This is a genomic window from uncultured Thalassolituus sp. (assembly GCF_950066645.1).
In the GTDB taxonomy this organism is placed as follows: Bacteria; Pseudomonadota; Gammaproteobacteria; order Pseudomonadales; family Oceanobacteraceae; genus Thalassolituus.
Map to the genome: position 1 here is coordinate 152,645 of NZ_CATMFB010000001.1, position 18,089 is coordinate 170,733.

Here is an 18,089-nt window from a genome sequence, read left to right on the forward strand (position 1 = left end):
CACTCTGTCAGTAGAAATCAGTGAACACTGACAGAGGTCAATTTTGCGGCCTGAATTGTTACATTTTGAGTTGGGGAAGCGTCAGTGCCATTTCGGCAGCCAGACTTTATTACTCAGCCCTGTCAGCTCATCGTTCATGATGACTGTCGTGGCTGGTAACTGTTTATCGCCTACGGCATAACGGGCGGTTACTGTATAGTTGAAGCGCTGGCTCTCACCGGGGGCGAGCGCGTCGATGTTTGCCTGCCATACCAGTTCAATATCGTCTTCGCTTGCAGCGAAGCGGCTGAAGGCCTCCCCTTCGCCGCCGAAATCTGAGTTGCTCAGTGCATCTCTTAAAGTCAGGTTCTGCGCTGTTTCGCTGCCGTTATTAGTGACTTCAATGCTGATTTCAACGGGGCCGGATTCCACCGGGATCGGATAGACGGTTTTACGCACCGTCAGATTAACTGGTCCCGGGTTGTAGGTCAGCGTCAGCGGCTGGGTCTGTTGCCCCAGTGCGTAATACTCATACTGCGCCTGATTGTCCCGTCCGTTATCCATCACCGGAGGTTCCGCCCGGACAAGGGGGTAGGCTGCAGCGGGGATAATGATATCGATGTCGGTTTTGGCGACGGCGGGCGCCTCCATACCATCGATCTCAAGGGCCAGATCAATTTCTGTTTTCTGTAACAGGTCTGTTTTGCCAGCATGGCGCACAGAAGGACTGAGGCTCAGAGTTGTCGATTCACCGCCTGCCAGGCTGACATCCAGTTCATCACCGTCATGAAAGCGGACCTTCCCCTGATAGAGCGCTTCAGAGGGGTTGCTGACGCTCAGCTCCAGAAGAGTGAGTGGCGCTTCACCGTTACGCAGTTCTATGTTTCCTGTCAGCGCATCGAAGCTGAGGGTCGGCTCAGTAGCGACTGAGGACTCTTCACTGTGTACGGAAGCGGTGAACAGGGGAATAAACAGCAGCGGTAAAAGACGGAATCGGATCATGAACAATTTCCTTATTTTGTGAGCATTGTTACCTGATGACTGGCGGATAACAACCACAATCCCCACCACCTGCAATCTCTTGTATTGATAATGATTTGCATTTATGTGTAAGATCCGCAGCCAGTCGTCCGAGGAGTGATCAGGCTATGGCAGTATCCCACCGAAAAGTGACGGGCAACCGGTTCCGTTACCTGTACTCACTCAGATTCTGGCTGGCGACGTTCGTAACACTGCTTCTCTCAGTCACGCTGATGGCATCGATGTCGTTATGGCTTCCTCCGGGTGCCGCAGGCATCAATCATCTGGTCATTCCGCTGGTTATTTTTCCTCTGATCTGGGCAGTGTGCTTTTTCTACGCTGTGCTGGAGACCCATGTGATCAGAGCATTGTGCGTCATGCTGAGCTTATTGCTGTTAAACGGTGGACTGGTCGCTGCCTCCGTGATGGGAGCCCTCTCATGATTCGGGTATCAAAGTCTGCGACCGGGCGCCTGATTGATATCCATGGCTGGACGGCAGTACTGTTCGGGCTCGCGCTCTATGTCGTGGTTCTGACTGGTGCGCTTGCCGTATTTTCACACGAGATCGGCGCCTGGTCGGTTGGCGGCCATGGAATTGATGACGCTCTGGCTGGCCCTCTTGACCACCGACTCTCAGAGCTTACCCGTGAGGTTCCGGAGAAATATCATGAGGAGCTGACGGTGTCTCAGAATGCCGCAGGCTACCTGGTGGCGTTCTTCCATACCCATGAGGCTCAGGCGGGAGGTGGTCTGCCTGAAGACGTAGGTGTGCGGTTTGTGATTGATCCTGCAAATATGCAGGTCGTCAGCCGGGAGGAGGGGTTTGCCGATGATCTGCCGGATGTCTCCAGCAGTTTTCTGCATGATTTTCTCGTCGATCTTCACGTACGGTTATATACCCCTGATCCTGTAGGTCTGTATCTGACGGGCTTGCTGGGTCTGATACTGCTGGTTTCTGCGGTCTCCGGTTTTATTCTGCACCGCCATCTGATTATGGACATGTTTCTTTCTCCACGTCAGAAGCTACGGGAACTTCGGGCTCGTGACCGCCATACTCTTGCGGGCACCTGGAGCCTGCTATTTGCCGTTATCGTCGCGTTCACTGGGGCTTTCTTCAGCTTCGCCACGACACTGGGGCTTCCGGTTATTGCAATGACGGCGTTTGAGGGGGATCAGCAGAAAGCGATTGAGGTCGTGATCGGAGTACCGGAGGAAGAGGACCCGACTCCGGCATCGTTCATCGGGCTGGAGCCTGTTATCCGGCATGTACAGACATCTGAGGCTGCGGGCAGCCTGCCGGTATTTGTGCTGGTGGAGCATATGGGGCGTGCAGATGCCCGGATTACCACATTTCACGACCCTTCCGACGGCGCATTATTTACGGGCAGTCACGTCTATAGCGGTGTTGACGGAAGTTATCGCGGAGAAAAGCCAGCGCTGGGAAAATCGCCCTCACTGGGCAGTGATCTTGTCAGCCTGATGGGAGTGCTTCACTTCGGGCTGTTTGCTGGTTTTATGTCCAAAGTTATCTGGCTGGCTCTGGGGCTGGCTACCTGCTACCTGACTTACAGCGGGCTGAACCTCTGGTGTATCCGTCGGGAAAAATCGACGGGCTGGCGATTGATGAGTCGCCTGAATGATGCGACAGCATACGGCACTGCCTTCGCCCTGACTGTGGCGTCGGCCGGATTCTTACTGAGTTATGGCCGGGTGCCTGAAAAGGTAGTCGCCTGGACGCTCAATGGATTTGTATCGGGTGTGATTGTCAGTCTGGTTTTAGCGCTGCTCCTGCCGTCAGGATGGCGCACGCAGCAGATGTTTCAACGAGTGCTGGGCCTGAGTCTGATTGCTTTGCCTGTGCTACGTCTGGCGATGAGCCCCGGGCCATTTGCAGTTCACGGCCTGGATCTCACGCTGCTGATCAGTGGTTTGCTGTCACTGATTGCAGCCCGGCGTAGCGGTGCCGACCGCCTCCGGGCCACAGAGAGAGTGATCCGCCAGGAGGTCCGACATGGTTGAGTGGCTGGCGTCCGCAGCACTCCTGATGAGTCTGGTCGGTTTTTCTTATCTGAAGTTTACTGATCCACGCACTCGTCGCGTGGCGCGATTGCCTGCATTTACAGGCTCCCGTCGTGCCGGTCTGGCATGGGGGCTGGCCCTGCTTCCCGGGCCAGTGCTTCTGATGACAGGTCAGGGCGCTGCCTTTGTCATCTGGCTGGGTGGGGCTCCAATGCTTGGCTGGTGTATCGCGGCATTGCCGCCAGTGGCTTATCGCAGCAAGTGAGTCAGACTGGCTGGGGGTTTAATTCCACCGACACGTGAACCAGCTGGTGGAAGTCATGTAGCCAATGTTTTACATCGTCTGCCTGAATACCGGGGCCTGCATCTGCGGCAATGACACATGAATAGTGTTGTTTGCCTACGCGCCAGATGTGCAGATCAGTCAGGATGATCTCTGAACGGGATTCCAGGCAGCTGCGCACTTTATCCACCAAAGGGGTATCCATTTCTGCATCCAGCAGCACACTGCTGGTTTCACGGATCAGGCCGACGGCCCATACCGCAACGACAACCGAGCCCACGATTCCCATGACGGGGTCCAGCCAGGCGGCTCCCCAGATTTTGCCGCTGACCAGTGCCACAATCGCAAACAGTGACGTCATCGCGTCGGTCAGAACGTGCAGATACGCTGCGCGCAGGTTCAGGTCGTGGTGGTGCTCGTGATGGTCATGACTGTGATCATGGTCGTCATGATGATGATCGTGGTGATGATGCGAATGGCCGTGGTGATGGTGATGATGGTCGTCTTTCAGTAACCAGGCACAGGCCAGGTTAACGAGCAGCCCCAGTACAGCAACGAGTATTGCCTGGTCGTACTGTATATCCTCTGGCGAGATCAGGCGCTCCACCGATTGAACCAGCATCAGGCCCGCGATAGCGATCAGAAAAATCGCACTGGTGTAGCCACCTAATACTTCAATCTTCCAGGTGCCGAAGGCAAATCGGGGATGATCCGACAGTCGTCGCGCCGCGGCATATGCGGCGACTGCCAGGCCAAGAGCCAGCGCATGTGAACTCATATGCCAGCCATCGGCGAGCAGGGCCATCGAGTTGTAAATGAGGCCACCTGCAATTTCTGCGACCATCATGACGACAGTCAGTAATACCGCCCAGCGGGTGTTCCGCTCTGCCAGTGGATTACCTTCATCAAAAACGTGGGAATGCTTTCTGTCTGCGCTGCTCATGGGCTAGTGTCCGGGGGCGTGTTTATATACTATACCCCAGTATACTTTATTGATTGGAGCTGGCAATGGCACACGTTGCAAATCAACGGGACAAACTCCTGCTGCGGATCAGAAAAATCCGTGGTCAGGCAGATGGACTGGAAAAACTACTGAACAGCGATACCGATTGCATGAAGGTACTGCAGCAGATTGCTGCATTACGAGGGGCAGTGAACGGACTGATGGGCGAGGTGCTCGAAGGGCACATCCGTGATCACCTGGGAGCCGATGACCTCAGCCCGGAAGACCGGGCCGAAGAGGTCGACGACGTGGTTAAGCTGCTGCGTTCCTACATGAAGTAGGTATTCAGTGACCGTTGAGCCACTGACGTTCCTCCTCTGGCAGAAGCTGGCGATTGGCCTCTTCCGGACCGGAAGCCGTGTGGTAAGCGTTATCACTGTTGTTGATCTGCCAGTGCCAGTCACCAGGGCTGCCACAGGCACGTAAGGTGATGCTTTCCTCAGGCGTGTGCTGAATAATTTCACGACAACGTTCGCTTTGGGCGTTTTCATAGCTGCTGGCAATTTCTGCGCGCCAGCCATCCCCTTCAAGGATTTCACCGGTGCGGGCAGTATCGGCAAACTGCTGAATCTGGGGTGAGACAGGTTCAGGCTGCTGCATATAAAGGGTAATTCCGAGTACCACGCTGGCGGCCAGCCCCCATGCTGGCAGAGGAATTCTGCGCGGGAGCGGTACCACTCTGGCTGGCTCCATCGGTTTATCCAGAATGAGTTGTTCCAGCCCGGCAGGGAGTGGCTCATCGTCACCTTGGGTAAACCAGCTTCTGGCAGCACTGTCGACGCTTTGTAGTTGTTGCAGGCGTTGCTGAAGTTCCGGATCAGTGGCCAGAGCTGCCGCGACCGCGTGCGCCTCATCCGTTGGCAGCTCGCCATCGGAGTATGCTGACAGCGTAGTGTCGTCGATTGGTTTCATCGTCATCTCCTTCATTCAATCCGCTGCAATCAGTTGGGCGCGTGCCCGCGCCAGGCGACTCATCACTGTGCCCGTCGGAATTTCAAGAATATCTGCGGCTTCCTGATAGCTGCATCCCTCAACCGCCACCAGATATAACACCATACGCAGACCTTCACTGAGAGAGGATATTTTAGCCTGCACCTGTTGCAGAGCCATTTGTGAAATCACCTGCTGTTCCGTATCGGAAGCGTTTATCTGACTCATCGTTTCCTCCTCGAATTCCTCGTTATCGGCCTGTGTCCGGATGGTGTCGATCCAGTGGTTGCGGCACAAGCGGTACATCCAGCGTTCGAAATGGGTTCCGGGCTGGTACTGTTGCCAGCGGGCGAGCGCTTTCTCTACCGAAGCCTGAAGCAGGTCATCGGCGTTGTGGCTGTCATTGGTCAGTGCTCTGCAATAGCGCCGCAAAGCGGGCAGCATATCGATCAGAGCCTGCCGGAATACCTGTTGCTGAGTGTTCATATTGCCTTTAACGATCCGCGGTGGGATTTATTCCCTCAGATGAAATAAAAAATCAGAATCTTCGTTATAGTGAAGACAGCACTTTATAAAGGTACAAGTTAAATGGCACCGCGTTTTCTTCTGATGTTACTGCTGAGCGGAGCGCTTTCCACGTCGCTGGTGGTACAGGCCAGCTCGGATGACGACGATGATTTCGAGTTGCCTCAAGTATCTGAGCGTGACGAAGACGATATCGAAGATGAGCTCGAAGATGAGCTCGAAGACCGCCTGGAAGAGCGCCTCGAAGCGGCAGAAGAGCGCGAAGAAGAGCTGGAAGACCGCATTGAGGAGATGCTCGAAGCACGTGAGGATCTGGAAGACGAACTCGAGGATGAGTTGGAAGAGCGTCTGGAAAAGAATCTGGAACGCCTGGAGCGTATCAGTGACGAGCGCATCGAGCGTGAGACGGAGCGTTATCATCAGTTGTGGGAAATCGAAGCCCGCGTAGAAGATCTCGAAGCATTTTCTGTGGCTGACGAATACATAGCGTTGTTGTCTGAAGAGGAGTTGGAAGCCGCACTGGCTAAAGGAACTCAAATAAAAACCACGGAGCGCCTTGAGGGGTTGGGTGGCTATCTTGTTACTTTCCCCGATGAGGTTGAACTTGAGCAAACGGAACGGAACCATATTTATACGTTGGATTCCGCAACCGTAAGTATCGGTGGTGACAGCGTTATCGCGCTTGCCTCAATGGCAGGGTTAACCGTGCCAGAGTCTACGTCAGCCGTGATCGGCATGATGGACTCATCCATTGATGAGACGCACCCCTGTCTTGGCTCTGTGACACTTGAGCAACAGGCGTTTTACCCTGCGGGCGCGCAGCCTGATACCCAGCACGGCACCGCCATCGCGTCGGTCATTGGTGGAGCCTGCGGTGTGTTATCCGAGGTTCGTCTGGCCAATGCCGCGGTCTTCGGGCGCGGACCGGAAGGACTGGTGGTTGCCTCGGCGAAGTCGCTGATTGAAGGCTTGAACTGGCTGGTAGAAAAGCAGGCCAGCGTGATCAACCTTTCGTTATCTGGCCCTCGCAACCGGGTACTGGAGCAAGCGGTCCGCCAGGTGGCTGCACGCAATATCCTCCTGGTTGCTTCCAGTGGAAACGAAGGTGCGGCTGCGTTCCCCCGCTATCCTGCGGCCAGCCCGGAAGTGATTGCCGTGACCGCGGTTGATCACTCCATGCAGGTCTATCCCCGAGCTGTTCGAGGCCCTCATATTGAATTCGCTGCGCCCGGTGTCGGAGTGCAGGTGGCCGGGCCACACCACGGCAAAATGACGATGGATGGGACGTCAGTGGCCGCGGCATTCGCGACATCTCTTCTCGTTATCGCGATCAGCTCGGGAGACTCTGTCGATAGCCTTGCTAAACAAGCAAAAGACCTTGGGGAACCTGGTCGGGACAATACCTACGGCTATGGCTTACTGACTGTTGACAAAAAAAAGGCATCTCCCGCGGAATAAAATCTGCTGGCCCTCGTTTAACCGGATAACAGGACGCGAAGCTCCTGATCCTATGTCAGAACGAGGTGATCATTATGCACAACACAATCAGAACGACTCTCGCAGCACTTTCTTCCGCCATCCTGCTGGCAGGATGCAGTGCGGATTCATCAGAATCCTCATCGTCAGAAGCCGAAGCGCGCACTGTTCAGGGGACAGTGGATGGTTTCGGCAGTGTTATTGTTAATGGCGTCCATTACGTCAGCTCAGGCGCAGAATTTAATATCGATGATCGCGCGGGCGTAGAAAGTGACCTGCGTGTGGGTCAGGTAGTGACTATTACCGGCTCTGACGATGGTGCAGAAGGTACTGCCACCCGCATTGTGTACGATGTGGGTGTGGAAGGTCCGGCAAGTTCTGTAGATGTCGCGGCAGGAACCTTCGTGGTTTTGGGTCAGGCCATAATTACCGATGCCATGACGGTGTTTGAAGGTGTGACACTTGAAACCATGATGGATGGACAGGGCATTGAGGTCAGCGGCTATGTCGACAGTAACGGTCAGCTACATGCAACTTATGTGGCGGCGGATGATAGCGGCGAAGCAGAAGTGCGTGGTCGTATCATGGCATTGGATGAAGGGGCGATGACGTTTGAAATCCGTGGGCAACTGGTCAGTTATGCCACGGTTGAAACGCTGGAGCTGGATGATGGTGCACTGACCAATGGCTTGCTGGTGGAAGTGGAAGGCGCTATGGATAGCGGCGTACTGGTGGCTTCTAAGATTGAGCAGGAAGACGGCCATGACTTCAGCAGCCATGACGGACTGGTAAAACTCTATGGTTATGTCACTGAAGTGACGGATACCACGATTACGATTGGTGAGAACGAAATTCTGATTACTGCCTCAACTGAGATTGAGCACGGTGGTACTGTCGATCTGACGCTCAATGCATTCGTTAAGGTTGAAGCAACCGTTAATGAAGATGGCGTACTGGTGGCAACAGAAATTGAGTTTGAAGCGCAGGTGAAAGTCGAGCTTGAAGGCCCGGTGACCGCCGTATCTGAGAACAGCGTGACCGTGATGGGAGTGACCGCGCTGGTGGATACCCGTACCCGGATTCGTGATGAGCGCGATGACATCAACTACTTCAGTCTGGCGAATCTGAGTGCCGGTGATTACGTTGAATTGCGCCTGGCGGAACAGGCTGACGGCAGTTTCCGTGCGCTTCGTCTTGAACGCGATGATGCTGAGGCACGTATTAAGATTACAGCGCCTGTCAGCAGTGTTGATACCGCCGCTTCCAGCATCACTATGCTGGGTATTACGGTGGACATGTCGGCGATAGTATCAATCAACCTGTCTACACTAGTGACAGGGGGTTACCTGGAAGTCAAAGGAACCTTCAATGGTAGTGTTGTGACCGCTATCGAGGTTGAAGACGATGATCGGTATGAAGATCATGATGATGAACACTAAGATGATTGATCAGAACTGGGAGATACTCTGTTGAAGAGAACCCTGTCAGTGCTCAAGGCTGCCGCGTTTGCGGCGGCCTTTTCTGCTTCTGCGGCCGCCGCGGAATTTCAGGCGGGGGTGTCCCTGTTGGCGGAGTATGACAGCAATGTCTTACCCGACCCAGATTCCGAAACAGATTCTGTCGCCGCCTGGGGAGCGCGCCAGTCTGCCTATTTCGGACTAGAGGGTCACTGGCCACAGCGTGTCGAATGGCAGGGGCGATACGACGTCAGCCAGTCCGTTTGGCAGGATGTTGAGGGATTTAACAGCCTGATGCAGAGTGGTTATCTGCGTGTCAGCAGAGATGCTGCATTCAGTCCGGAGCTGGCCATACTGGCGGCAGATGTCAGCGTCGATAATGTCGATTTTATGCAGTTGATGCGGATAACACCGGCGCTCAGTACCTTGGTCGGATCGACATGGTATTTTCGTGGGCAGCTTGATCTTAGCCAGAAAACATTCGTGGACTACCCCGAGCGCGATGCTCAGCAGGTATATGGGCGTGTTCTCGCCTACTGGCTGTTCGATAAAACCCGTCGTTATCTCAGTATGCAACTGGGGGCTAAGCGGGAAGAGGCAGAGCAGGACCTTTATAGCTACTGGGGTTCGGTCGCCGGGCTTAAGTGGCGGCAAAAAATGAAGTCGCTGCAGTGGACGCTGGTGCTGAAGAGCGAGCAGCGGGACTATGACGAAATTCGCAGTAGTCTCGGAGAGCCGCGACAGGACAGACGTGTGCGTATAAGTAGCGGTCTCGAATGGACGCTGGGAGCTGGGTTCTCCGTTGCCGCTGAAATCGGCTATGATCATTATCAATCCAACCTCGACGTCGCAGACTATGCGCAGAATCGGGCCGAGATTGGACTGAGTTGGGATTACTGACTTACCTCGGCCACTTCGAATGCAACGCATCGAGCACATGGGGATGACTGTGCTGATCGCCATGACCATAGTGTTTCAGGTGCTCGTGGTCATCAGCCAGATCATCATGCCGATGGGACTTGGGCGCTTCGTCACTGGCTGGCCAGAGTATCGACGTGAGTATGACGCCGGTTGTGGATACAACGGCGAGCACAATAAACGCACTGTACGCATCCATCGCCGTCATTAACCAACCTGCTACCGGGTAGGCCAGCATCCATCCTGCATGAGACAGCGAAAAGTGCGCAGCGAATAAGGCTGGGCGTTCACTCGCGGTAGCTGAGCGCACAAGAATTTTGCTGGTTGGGGTCTGTACCAGAGAATATCCCGCGCCCATCACCAGCCATATCAGCAGAAGCGCGTAATAGCCTTGGGCAAACATGGCACCAGTGATTTGCCCCACGATAAGAACGACCAATCCGCTGAGCATGACCCGGCGCTCACTGAAGTGCTCAAGTATTTGAGGCAGACGTAACGCAACCAGCATAGAGCCAAAACCGAAGGCGGCCAGAGCGATGGCAGTGTCCTGCCCGGTGAGTCCAAACTGGCCCTGAACCAAGACGACGGTATTCACAAATACCATGGCCCCGCCGAAGGCCGTGGCAATGTTCAGAACCAGTAGCCCTCGCAGTCTGGGCGTACCAAAATAGATACGCGTGCCTCGTGTCAGGCGCTCGGTCCAGGTGCTGGTCTGAGTTTGCTTAAGGGCGGGTAGACTGACGGACAGCACCAGAATTCCTGAGGCAATAAACCCGAGAACCGTGCCGAAAAACAACCCGTGCCATGATGTGACCAACAACAAGGCGGCCGCCAGCATGGGGCTGATCAGACTTTCCATATCGTAAGCGAGACGGGACAGCGACAGAGCCTTGGTGTATTCGCGCTCATCAGTAAGCACATCAGGAATCGTCGCCTGAAACAGTGGAGTGAAACCGGCAGAGCTGCTTTGCAGAATGAAAATGACAATATAGATGTGCCAGACTTCACTGAGAAATGGCAAAGACAACGCCGTCAGCGCACGTATTATATCGAGAGAAACCAACACCGGGCGTCGCGCCACTCCATGAAATGCCGCCGCTAATACCGGTGAAACGAACACATAGGCCAGCATTTTTATCGTCAGAGCTGTGGCCAGCACTGCCCCGGCATTGTCACCGGCTAGTTCAAACGCCATCAGACTCAGGGCGACGGTCGCCAACCCGGTACCCAGCAGAGAAATTACCTGAGCAGCGAACAGATGCCGATAGACTCGATGGTGTAATACTTCCAGCATAGGATCCTCTCGATGCAGCAAACTGACGAAAAACCGATTGATGATCGGTTTTTACTGTGGCAGTGTATTCCTCAGTTTCAATATTGGAAAGTCTATGATTCTCGGCGAGCTTGAAAAACAGGTACTGAACCAGCTCTGGTCGGTTGGCGAAGCGGATGCCAAGCAGATTCATGCCATTGTAGGTGATGAGCGCGGCTGCTCACTGAATACCATCCAGAGTACGCTCGACCGCCTCTATAAAAAGCAGCTGCTTTCCCGCGAAAAACAGGGACATGCCTTTATTTACCGGGCGCGGGTCGATCGTGAAGATCTGATTGCCCGCCTGATCCGTGATATCACCAGTGATTTTGTCAGTAACTGTAGCGACTCGCTGATGGCGGCGTTTGTGTCTCTGTCTGCTGATCTTGGCGACAGTGAACTGGATCGTCTTGAGACCATGATCCGCGAACATCGCAGCAAAGAGCAGGATACCGATCAGTCATGATCTACGGCGACTGGGCATACGGGCTGAACCTACTCAGTATGACGGCCATGCTGGTGGCGGTGACCCTGGTTATTCAGGCGGTTGCAGTAAGACCCTTTCTGGACTTGTGTCAGAGGCTGGCCCCGGTACAGCAGAAATGGCTGATTCTTAGCTGGGCCGCTTTACCTTTTGCGCTGATGTTTATGACATTTATGCAGGGACTGTCATCGCAACCTACCCATCACGATACGCTTTCAGGCCCATTGGGGTTAATTCACTGGCACCATGCAGATCTGTTTATGGTTGGCGGCTGGCACAGCTGGCTGTTGCTGACTATTTCTCTTTGGTTCGCTCTGCGATTGACTGTCTTCGCTTCACGTCAGTGGCAGCGTAACCAACGCATTGCCTCACTGGATAAACAGACAGATGCGGCTGAGCGATTTTCTTTGCTGCCTACCCGTGATGTAATTGCCATGACAGTTGGGTATCTAACCCCTCGAATTTATCTTTCTCAAGGGTTGCTGAAACAGGCAACAAAAGACCAGTTGGATATTGTTCTAGCGCATGAAAATGCTCACCTGAAGCACAGAGATAATCTGTCTCGATGGCTCCTAGAGCTACTTACCTGTGTATTGCCAAGCACAGTATGCAAGCCTTTATTACAACGGTTTATTCTGGTGACAGAACAGATAGCAGATAAACGCGCAGCAGCTATGTCTGATGCGCGTGACGTGGCCGATACGCTTGTAGCTATTGCCCGCATACAGTTACAGACACAGCGTACGATGTCGGCTCAAGCTCACTTGATTTCAACAGATCAGCTCAGTGATCGTGTGCAGGAGTTACTGGTTCCGTCAACGCCAGCCTATCTGCGCCAGTGGGCTTTGCTGTCTGTTCTGCTGACGTTAGCGGCAGGCATGCTGATGGCTGTCGATGGCCTGCACCATCTGTTCGATATTTTTCTGATTCATTCTTAATTTTTATTTCTTACGAGGGGCTTGCCGATGACGCATGCTGAACTAACAAGCAAAAAACCGATTGCCGGTCGGTTTCTTTCGGCGGCGGCGCTGGTATCGCTCCTGACTGTTGCTGGCCACACCAGTGCGCAGGAAACCGTCCGCATGCAGGACGCCATCGAGCGCACGTTAGAGAGCCATCCGGAGCTCGCCCTCTGGTCATACCGCCAGCAGGACATACAGGCGCTGTCCGATGCCGCCAGCCAGCGTCAGCCTGCGCAATTGTCGTTAAGTGTTGATGATGCGATTGGCACTGGTCAGTACGAAGGGGTCGGTGCCATGCAGACGACCCTCAGTGCGCGTTGGTTGCTCGAAGGTAAGCAGGTTCAGGCGCGGACAGATCATGCCAGCGCGCAGAAGCAGGTTTTGTCTGCGCGCCAGCGTCTGCAACTGGCAGAGACAACAGCAGAAACCGCAACGCTGTTTGTTGTTCTGCTTGCCGATCAGGAGCGCTTAACTCTTGCCCGTGAGGCTCTTGAAGATGAGCGCGAGCTGCTCCGCATAGTTGAGCGTCGTGTTGACGCCGGACGCGCCCCCGCCACCGATTTGGTGCTGGCGCGCACCCGACTGACCGAGCGCGAATTGGCGCTGGAAGAGTACAGTCATCGCCTGCAGGCTGCCGCGCTACGGTTATCCGCCCAGTGGGGGGCGGTTAATGATCAGCTGGTAGCCTCTGGCAATATCCATCAGGCCCCGACGCTGGATCAGCAGGCGGTTCTTACGCAACTGAATGATGCGCCGGTGCTTGGCGTCACGCTCGCCGAAGCTGATCTGTTCACGGCCGAAGGGCGTTTGTCCCGTGCAGAGGCCGTTACTCCCTGGGCGGTCGCCGCTGGCGTGCGTCGCTTTGAAGTGGGTGGTGACTACGCATTGGTTGCCGAACTGAGCATTCCTCTCGGTGGTGGTGCCCGCAACGCGGCATTAAATCGTTCGCTGCAGGCCCGCGAGCAGCAGAGCGACGTATCTGCACAGGCGCGTCTGAAACAATTAGAGGTCGAGGTTCGTACGCTCCTGTTGGAGCTGGAGCACAGCCAGCATGTGATCGAGACCCTGAATCAGACCATTCTTCCGGCATTGGGCAGTGGCCGCGAACAGGCTCTGCAGGCCTATGAGCGTGGCCAGCTGGACTATCTGCAATGGGACAACGCCCGCCAGCAATGGCTGAGTGCGCGCGAGCGCCTGCTTGATGAAGCAGAAGCCCTGCAACTGCAGTGGATCGAATTACAGCGCCTGACCGGCCAGACCACCTATTTCTGAGGACATGATAATGAAACCCCTGACATTGATTCCTGACCTGGCTCTGGCAAAGTTGCCGCGGCTAACCATGCTGACGGCCCTGCCCCTGATGGCGGCACTGGCCCTGATGACCGGTTCTGTACTGCAAAGTCCTGTTGTTCATGCTCAGGCCGCCGCCGAGGCCGCTGAAGCTGAACCAGAGAAAGGGCCGCATCGTGGCCGTATGCTGCGTGACGGTGATTTCGCTTTAGAGCTGGCTATCTTCGAAACCGGCGTACCGCCTGAGTTCCGCGTCTGGACAACGCTCGCGGGCAATGCGATTGCTCCGCAGGACCTGCAACTGACGGTGCGTCTGATCCGCCTCGGCGATGGCACGGATACTATTAACTTCCGCGCTGAAGGTGATTATTTGCGTGGCGATATGGAAATCTACGAGCCGCACTCCTTTGTCGTGGATATTCAGGCTGAACACGCCGGTAAACAGTACCACTGGAGTTACGACAACTTCGAAGGCCGCACTCAGATCGCTGATCCGGTGGCCGAGGCCATGGGCATTGCCACCGAAACCGCAGGCCCCGCGACACTGCATATTCAGACTCCGGCATGGGGTACTTTGACCGCTGTTCCGGGCAGTGAACGTAACATCAGTGCGCGGTTTGACGGTGAAATCCGTACTGTGCATGTGCGTGAAGGGCAGGCCGTACAGGCGGGCACCGAGTTGCTGACCATCGAAAGCAACGAAAGCTTGAAAACGTATGTCGTGCGCGCGCCGTCGGCGGGCACCGTCAGTCATGTGAACAGTGCCGCCGGTGAACAGACAGCAGGCCGGACGCTGCTGACCCTGCAGGACAACAGTTCGCTTCAGGCTGAGCTGGCGGTGTATCCAAAAGACTGGAGCGCAGTAAAACGCGGTGCGCCGGTGTCTATTCATGTGCCGGGTACAGATCTTGAAACAAGCACCACTCTGACTGCCGCCTACCCAGAAGTACAGGCTGATCAGTCGCGCCTTTGGCGTGCTACGGTCGACAATCGCAACGGTCAGTTCGCACCGGGAATGCGCATCAATGCAAATATAGAAACCGAGACCCGTAACGTTGAGTTAGCGGTCAAGCGTTCGGGTCTACAGGCGTTCCGTGACTTTACCGTGGTGTACGCCAAAGTCGGCGATCAGTACGAAGTCCGTATGCTGGAACTGGGTCAGGCCGCAGGCGAGTGGATTGAAGTGCTGGGTGGTCTGACTCTAGGCACCGAATACGTCACTGAAAACAGCTTCATTATCAAAGCCGACATTGAAAAGTCCGGCGCTTCACACGATCACTGAGACGGGACTCCGCCATGTTGGATGCATTGATAAAACTGGCCATTGCCCGTCGCGGACTGGTGATGGCCATTGTCGCCGCAGTCGCTGTGCTGGGGTTATGGAACTTTAACCGCCTGCCGATTGATGCCGTACCTGACATCACCAATGTGCAGGTGATGATCAATACCGAGGCTTCCGGCTTTACCCCGCTCGAAGTCGAGCAGCGCATTACCTATCCGCTGGAAACCGCGCTGGCGGGCCTGCCGGGTCTGGAATACACCCGCTCGGTGTCGCGTTATGGTCTGTCGCAGGTGATCGCGATATTCAGCGACGACACCGATGTCTATTTTGCCCGCCAACTGGTCAACGAACGCATGACATCCGCCTCTGGTCGTCTGCCTGCGGGTCTGCAACCGGAGCTTGGCCCGATAGCCACAGGCCTGGGTGAAATCTTTATGTTCACCGTCGATGCCGAACCGGGTGCTCTGAATGCCGATGGCACTGCAGTGACGCCGATGGATCTGCGCAGTGTGCACGACTGGATCATCCGCCCGCAGCTGATGCAGGTGAAGGGCGTGGTCGAGGTCAACCCGATTGGTGGTTACGAGCGTGAAGTCGTGGTGCAGATGCAACCGCAACGCATGCTGGCCATGGGCATCAGCAGCAGCGATATTGTCGACGCCATCCGCGCCAACAATGATAACCGCGGTGCCGGATTTGTTGAGCGCAACGGTGCTCAGTGGTTGATGCGTATTCCGGGGCAGGCGCAACAGGCACAGGATATTGCCAATATCGTCGTCACTGCCGACGCCGGTAAAACGGTGCTGGTCAGTGACGTGGCCGATGTCACTATCGGTCACGGGCTGCGCACGGGTGCCGCGACCCAGAACGGCCGCGAAGTCGTGATGAGTACGGTGTTTATGCTGGTCGGCGAAAACAGCCGCACCGTCGCCAGTGCCGTCGGTGAAAAACTCGCCGATATCAATGCCTCTTTGCCTGAGGGGATCGTCGCCAGCGCCGCCTACGACCGCACCGGACTGGTCGAGAAAACGCTGGATACCGTCACCATGAACCTCACCGAAGGTGCGTTGCTGGTGATCGTGATTCTGTTCCTGATGCTGGGCAATATCCGCGCTGCGATTCTGACGGCGCTGGTGATTCCGCTGGCGATGCTGATGACGTTCACCGGCATGGTGCAGACACGGGTCAGTGCCAACCTGATGAGTCTGGGGGCGCTGGATTTCGGCCTGCTGGTCGATGGTGCCATCATTATTGTCGAGAACTGCCTGCGTCGGCTGAGCCAGCACTCGGAGAAGAATTCTGGCGTACTGCCGTTAAAAGAACGCCTCAATCTGGTGTTCGAAGCCACGCGGGAGGTCATCCGCCCGGCGCTGTTCGGCGTGTTCATTATCACCGCCGTGTACGCGCCGATTTTTGCCCTCGAAGGGGTCGAAGGCAAGATGTTCCACCCGATGGCCATAACCGTGGTCATCGCGCTGCTGAGTGCCATTCTGCTGTCGGTGACCTTTGTGCCGGCGGCGGTCGCGCTACTGTTCCGTGGCCCGGTACAGGAAAAACATAACCCTGTCGTGTCCGGGCTGAGCCGGGTCTACCAGCCACTGCTGCGCGGCGTATTGAAAGTGCGCCAGTGGGTGGTGCTGATCGCCGTCGTGCTGGTGACCCTCAGCGTCTGGCAGGCAACCCGCTTGGGTAGCGAATTCGCCCCTAACCTGGACGAAGGTGATATCGCCATGCACGCCCTGCGCATACCAGGCACATCACTGAGTCAGGCGATTGCTCTGCAGGAAACCCTAGAAGCGCGAATCAAAGAATTGCCTGAAGTTGAGCGTGTGTTCGCTAAAATCGGCACCGCTGACGTTGCTACCGATGCCGTGCCACCGAGTGTGGCGGATAACTTTATTATCCTTAAACCGCGCGACCAGTGGCCTGATCCGGACAAAACCAAGCAACAGGTGGTGGCCGAGCTGGAAGCCTTGGTGACGACCATTCCCGGAAACCGCTATGAGTTTCTGCAACCCATTCAGATGCGCTTTAACGAGCTGTTAGCGGGTGTGCGTGCTGAAGTCGCGATCAAAATCTTCGGCGATGATCTGGAGACGCTTGCCGCGCTGGGCGAATCGCTTGAAGGCATTGTTGCCGGGGTCGATGGCGCGGTAGACATCCAGATGGAACAGGTCACGGGCCTGCCCCTGCTGGAGTTTATTCCGGATGACGCGGCGTTGCGTCGTCACGGCATCAGCCGTCAGCAACTGCAGGATCAGTTGGCTACAGCGTTGGGTGGTGAGGTCGCTGGCACCCTATTTGAAGGCGACCGTCGTGCAGATATCGTGGTGCGTCTGCCGGAGTCAGAGCGTACAGACATTGATGGCCTGAAGCATCTGCCGGTAACGGTCGGTGGAGACGAAGACAGCCGCGTCGTTCCATTGCAGGAGCTGGTCACCCTGAGCGAAAACATGGGTGTGAATCAGGTTAACCGCGAAAACGGCAAGCGCCGTTTAGTGGTTACCGCCAACGTCAGGGGGCGAGATCTCGGCAGTTTTGTTGATGATGTGCGCGCCGCCGTTGGTGAAGACCTCGACGTACCTGCTGGCTACTGGATCGAATACGGCGGTACCTATCAGAAGCTGCAATCGGCCTCAGAGCGCCTGATGATTGTGGTGCCGCTGACGCTGGTGATGATCGTTGGCTTGTTGATTCTGGCACTGGGCTCAGTGCGTGATGCGCTGGTGATCTTTGCCGGGGTGCCGCTGGCACTGACGGGGGGCGTACTGGCGCTGACGCTGCGGGATATTCCGTTTTCCATTTCGGCGGCGGTTGGCTTTATCGCGTTGTCGGGTATCGCTATTCTTAATGCGTTAGTGATGGTGTCCTTTATCCGCGAACTGCAACGTGCGGGCACTGGGCTGGAAAAGGCTATCATTGAAGGGGCACTGACCCGTCTGCGCCCGGTCATTACCACGGCGCTGGTGGCATCCCTTGGTTTTGTGCCGATGGCGCTCAACACCGGCATTGGTTCAGAAGTGCAACGGCCACTGGCAACAGTGGTGATTGGCGGGGTGATCTCATCGACCCTGCTGACGCTGTTTGTGATTCCGGCGCTTTACCGCCTGGTGCATCGTAACGACAACAAAGGACGCGTATGAGCACG

General features: G+C 55.7%; 17 protein-coding genes. 12 read left to right on the forward strand and 5 right to left on the reverse strand.

What is annotated here, in order from left to right; all coding sequences use genetic code 11:
* Positions 1-81 precede the first annotated feature (81 nt).
* Positions 82-981: a hypothetical protein gene (locus tag Q1L85_RS00660; protein ID WP_300427568.1), complete on the reverse strand. Its 900-nt coding sequence runs from the start codon at positions 979-981 to the stop codon at positions 82-84.
* A 146-nt stretch (positions 982-1,127) separates the two neighbouring features.
* On the opposite strand from Q1L85_RS00660, the gene Q1L85_RS00665 reads away from it, so the two are divergent.
* The 3 genes from Q1L85_RS00665 to Q1L85_RS00675 are packed head-to-tail and all read left to right on the forward strand — an operon-like array spanning position 1,128 to position 3,284.
* The gene (locus Q1L85_RS00665) at positions 1,128-1,442 is read left to right on the forward strand and encodes a hypothetical protein (RefSeq protein WP_300427570.1); all 315 of its coding nucleotides are present in this window, start codon (positions 1,128-1,130) and stop codon (positions 1,440-1,442) included.
* Entirely contained in the window at positions 1,439-3,019 is a 1,581-nt protein-coding gene (locus Q1L85_RS00670) for a PepSY-associated TM helix domain-containing protein (protein ID WP_300431983.1), read from the forward strand. The genes Q1L85_RS00665 and Q1L85_RS00670 overlap by 4 nt, the downstream gene beginning before the upstream one ends.
* On the forward strand, positions 3,012-3,284 hold the full coding sequence (locus Q1L85_RS00675; RefSeq protein WP_300427572.1) for a hypothetical protein: 273 nt from the start codon (positions 3,012-3,014) through the stop codon (positions 3,282-3,284). The genes Q1L85_RS00670 and Q1L85_RS00675 overlap by 8 nt, the downstream gene beginning before the upstream one ends.
* Position 3,285: 1 nt before the next feature.
* On the opposite strand, the gene dmeF is transcribed toward Q1L85_RS00675, so the two are convergent.
* On the reverse strand, positions 3,286-4,245 hold the full coding sequence (dmeF, locus tag Q1L85_RS00680) for a CDF family Co(II)/Ni(II) efflux transporter DmeF (protein WP_300427573.1): 960 nt from the start codon (positions 4,243-4,245) through the stop codon (positions 3,286-3,288).
* 65 nt (positions 4,246-4,310) lie between these two features.
* Here dmeF and Q1L85_RS00685 point away from each other — a divergent pair, with 65 nt between their 5' ends.
* Positions 4,311-4,586: a metal/formaldehyde-sensitive transcriptional repressor gene (locus Q1L85_RS00685; RefSeq protein ID WP_300427575.1), complete on the forward strand. Its 276-nt coding sequence runs from the start codon at positions 4,311-4,313 to the stop codon at positions 4,584-4,586.
* Between the two features lie 4 nt (positions 4,587-4,590).
* On the opposite strand, the gene Q1L85_RS00690 is transcribed toward Q1L85_RS00685, so the two are convergent.
* Together Q1L85_RS00690 and Q1L85_RS00695 are read right to left on the reverse strand one after the other, a co-directional pair.
* Complete coding sequence (locus Q1L85_RS00690) at positions 4,591-5,217, reverse strand: hypothetical protein (RefSeq protein WP_300427576.1); 627 nt, start codon at positions 5,215-5,217, stop codon at positions 4,591-4,593.
* Positions 5,218-5,232: 15 nt separating this feature from the next.
* Positions 5,233-5,721 (reverse strand): RNA polymerase sigma factor, encoded by a 489-nt coding sequence (locus Q1L85_RS00695; RefSeq protein ID WP_300427578.1) that lies wholly within the window; start codon positions 5,719-5,721, stop codon positions 5,233-5,235.
* 102 nt (positions 5,722-5,823) lie between these two features.
* Between Q1L85_RS00695 and Q1L85_RS00700 the strand changes: the two genes are divergently transcribed.
* The 3 genes from Q1L85_RS00700 (at position 5,824) to Q1L85_RS00710 (ending at position 9,593) form a co-directional block, all read left to right on the forward strand.
* Entirely contained in the window at positions 5,824-7,218 is a 1,395-nt protein-coding gene (locus Q1L85_RS00700) for a S8 family serine peptidase (RefSeq protein ID WP_300427580.1), read from the forward strand.
* A 74-nt stretch (positions 7,219-7,292) separates the two neighbouring features.
* Positions 7,293-8,675 carry a DUF5666 domain-containing protein gene (locus tag Q1L85_RS00705; RefSeq protein ID WP_300427581.1) on the forward strand — a complete coding sequence of 461 codons (1,383 nt, stop codon included), beginning with the start codon at positions 7,293-7,295 and terminating at the stop codon, positions 8,673-8,675.
* A 30-nt stretch (positions 8,676-8,705) separates the two neighbouring features.
* Entirely contained in the window at positions 8,706-9,593 is an 888-nt protein-coding gene (locus Q1L85_RS00710) for a hypothetical protein (RefSeq protein ID WP_300427582.1), read from the forward strand.
* A gap of 1 nt (position 9,594) precedes the next feature.
* On the opposite strand, the gene Q1L85_RS00715 is transcribed toward Q1L85_RS00710, so the two are convergent.
* Positions 9,595-10,905: an MFS transporter gene (locus Q1L85_RS00715; RefSeq protein WP_300427584.1), complete on the reverse strand. Its 1,311-nt coding sequence runs from the start codon at positions 10,903-10,905 to the stop codon at positions 9,595-9,597.
* 94 nt (positions 10,906-10,999) lie between these two features.
* Here Q1L85_RS00715 and Q1L85_RS00720 point away from each other — a divergent pair, with 94 nt between their 5' ends.
* The 5 genes from Q1L85_RS00720 to Q1L85_RS00740 are packed head-to-tail and all read left to right on the forward strand — an operon-like array spanning position 11,000 to position 18,084.
* On the forward strand, positions 11,000-11,389 hold the full coding sequence (locus Q1L85_RS00720; RefSeq protein ID WP_300427585.1) for a BlaI/MecI/CopY family transcriptional regulator: 390 nt from the start codon (positions 11,000-11,002) through the stop codon (positions 11,387-11,389).
* On the forward strand, positions 11,386-12,345 hold the full coding sequence (locus Q1L85_RS00725; protein WP_300427587.1) for a M56 family metallopeptidase: 960 nt from the start codon (positions 11,386-11,388) through the stop codon (positions 12,343-12,345). Before Q1L85_RS00720 ends, Q1L85_RS00725 begins: the two co-directional genes overlap by 4 nt.
* Before the next feature lie 27 nt (positions 12,346-12,372).
* Positions 12,373-13,641 carry a TolC family protein gene (locus Q1L85_RS00730; protein ID WP_300427588.1) on the forward strand — a complete coding sequence of 423 codons (1,269 nt, stop codon included), beginning with the start codon at positions 12,373-12,375 and terminating at the stop codon, positions 13,639-13,641.
* Positions 13,642-13,651: 10 nt separating this feature from the next.
* Positions 13,652-14,941 carry an efflux RND transporter periplasmic adaptor subunit gene (locus tag Q1L85_RS00735; RefSeq protein ID WP_300427589.1) on the forward strand — a complete coding sequence of 430 codons (1,290 nt, stop codon included), beginning with the start codon at positions 13,652-13,654 and terminating at the stop codon, positions 14,939-14,941.
* A 14-nt stretch (positions 14,942-14,955) separates the two neighbouring features.
* A complete protein-coding gene (locus Q1L85_RS00740) occupies positions 14,956-18,084 on the forward strand; it encodes an efflux RND transporter permease subunit (protein ID WP_300431988.1) in 3,129 nt (1,042 codons plus the stop codon).
* Positions 18,085-18,089 lie beyond the last annotated feature (5 nt).

What these genes read in the sequence shown, in the direction of transcription:
- Q1L85_RS00740 (WP_300431988.1), top strand. Translation starts at nt 14,956, where the DNA reads ATGTTGGATGCATTGATAAAACTGGCCATTGCCCGTCGCGGACTGGTG.
- Q1L85_RS00700 (WP_300427580.1), top strand. Translation starts at nt 5,824, where the DNA reads ATGGCACCGCGTTTTCTTCTGATGTTACTGCTGAGCGGAGCGCTTTCC.
- Q1L85_RS00675 (WP_300427572.1), top strand. Translation starts at nt 3,012, where the DNA reads ATGGTTGAGTGGCTGGCGTCCGCAGCACTCCTGATGAGTCTGGTCGGT.
- Q1L85_RS00705 (WP_300427581.1), top strand. Translation starts at nt 7,293, where the DNA reads ATGCACAACACAATCAGAACGACTCTCGCAGCACTTTCTTCCGCCATC.
- Q1L85_RS00735 (WP_300427589.1), top strand. Translation starts at nt 13,652, where the DNA reads ATGAAACCCCTGACATTGATTCCTGACCTGGCTCTGGCAAAGTTGCCG.
- Q1L85_RS00715 (WP_300427584.1), bottom strand. Translation starts at nt 10,905, where the DNA reads ATGCTGGAAGTATTACACCATCGAGTCTATCGGCATCTGTTCGCTGCT.
- Q1L85_RS00665 (WP_300427570.1), top strand. Translation starts at nt 1,128, where the DNA reads ATGGCAGTATCCCACCGAAAAGTGACGGGCAACCGGTTCCGTTACCTG.
- Q1L85_RS00720 (WP_300427585.1), top strand. Translation starts at nt 11,000, where the DNA reads ATGATTCTCGGCGAGCTTGAAAAACAGGTACTGAACCAGCTCTGGTCG.
- Q1L85_RS00730 (WP_300427588.1), top strand. Translation starts at nt 12,373, where the DNA reads ATGACGCATGCTGAACTAACAAGCAAAAAACCGATTGCCGGTCGGTTT.
- Q1L85_RS00670 (WP_300431983.1), top strand. Translation starts at nt 1,439, where the DNA reads ATGATTCGGGTATCAAAGTCTGCGACCGGGCGCCTGATTGATATCCAT.
- Q1L85_RS00725 (WP_300427587.1), top strand. Translation starts at nt 11,386, where the DNA reads ATGATCTACGGCGACTGGGCATACGGGCTGAACCTACTCAGTATGACG.
- Q1L85_RS00695 (WP_300427578.1), bottom strand. Translation starts at nt 5,721, where the DNA reads ATGAACACTCAGCAACAGGTATTCCGGCAGGCTCTGATCGATATGCTG.
- Q1L85_RS00690 (WP_300427576.1), bottom strand. Translation starts at nt 5,217, where the DNA reads ATGAAACCAATCGACGACACTACGCTGTCAGCATACTCCGATGGCGAG.
- dmeF (WP_300427573.1), bottom strand. Translation starts at nt 4,245, where the DNA reads ATGAGCAGCGCAGACAGAAAGCATTCCCACGTTTTTGATGAAGGTAAT.
- Q1L85_RS00685 (WP_300427575.1), top strand. Translation starts at nt 4,311, where the DNA reads ATGGCACACGTTGCAAATCAACGGGACAAACTCCTGCTGCGGATCAGA.
- Q1L85_RS00660 (WP_300427568.1), bottom strand. Translation starts at nt 981, where the DNA reads ATGATCCGATTCCGTCTTTTACCGCTGCTGTTTATTCCCCTGTTCACC.